This window comes from Sphingobium quisquiliarum P25, assembly GCF_000445065.1.
Taxonomy (GTDB): Bacteria; Pseudomonadota; Alphaproteobacteria; order Sphingomonadales; family Sphingomonadaceae; genus Sphingobium; species Sphingobium quisquiliarum.
The window spans coordinates 1-1115 of sequence record NZ_ATHO01000058.1 but is presented as its reverse complement, the minus strand read 5'-3'; the positions used below and the strand labels follow the sequence as shown (position 1 = coordinate 1115).

The window sequence follows — 1115 nt, the reverse complement described above, 5'->3', positions numbered from 1 at the left end:
GCCTGCGCCAGCCGCCGCGCCGCAACCGGCACCTCGCGTCGCCACGGGCGGCACGCTGTTCGAACGCATGGCCGGCCTCACACGCGGCGCGGACAAGAATACGGCCGCGGCCGAGGATGACGGCACGACGCCGGACATTCCGCGCTTCCTCAACCGTCAGAGCAACCAGTAATCCCCGGGCAGCCGCCCGGCGGTTCAAGAGCGCGCCGTCTATCGTCCAAGGCGATCCGGCGCGCTTTTCGTCATGGTAATTGTCCATTCACGCAGCAATCCGCTAAAGGAATGGTGTGAAAACTCCGGCTTTATCGATCGTTGCGGCGCTGCTTCTAGCAGGCACCGCTCAGGCGCAAACGGGCATGGTGCAGCCGATCCGGCCGTCCAGTACGGAAGCGCTCAACCGCCATCTGTCACGCCTTGCGTCCAATCCGCGCGACATCGAAGCGCTGATCGGCGCGGGCGAGGCGGCAATCGACCTGGACGACACGCGCGCGGCGGCTGGCTTCTTCGCACGCGCCGACACGCTTCAGCCTAATAATAGCAGGGTCAAGGCGGGGCTGGGCAGGGTGATGCTCAAGACGCAGAACCCGGCCGAGGCGTTGAAGCTGTTCGATCAGGCGACGCGGCTGGGCTATTCCGAAGCGGCGCTGCTGAGCGACCGGGGCCTTGCGCGCGACCTGACCGGAGACCAGGCGGGCGCGCAGCGGGATTATCAGGCCGCACTCAAACGGACGCCGGACAATAGCGAACTGATTTACCGCTATGCCGCGTCGCTGGGTATATCCGGTCAGGTGGAAGCGGCGGACAAGGTGTTGCAGCCGTTGCTTTACAAGAGCGACCGGCCCGCCTGGCGTTTTCGCGCCTTCATCCTGGCGATGAACAACCGGCAGGATGATGCGCGCAAGATCGCCAGCCAGACCATGCCGGGGCAACTCGCGGCGGCGTTGACGCCCTATATGCAGAAGATGCCCTACCTGACCCCGGCGCAGAAAGCCGCAGCGGTGCATTTCGGTCATTTCCCGGCGCGTGTAGGCACGACCATAGCGGCGGTGACGCCGACGCCCGCGTCTGCGGCCGCTGTCCCGGCGCAGCCTGCCGCCCCGGCGGCGGTGGCAACG

1 protein-coding gene and 1 pseudogene are annotated in these 1115 nt (G+C 66.5%); both read left to right on the top strand.

Annotated elements, in window-relative coordinates:
* Positions 1 to 172 (top strand): annotated as a pseudogene (locus L288_RS42985) (cell division protein FtsZ); the annotation flags it as partial.
* Positions 173 to 356: 184 nt separating this feature from the next.
* A partial coding sequence (locus L288_RS29005; RefSeq protein ID WP_031304147.1) for a tetratricopeptide repeat protein occupies positions 357 to 1115 on the top strand: 759 nt, incomplete at its 3' end.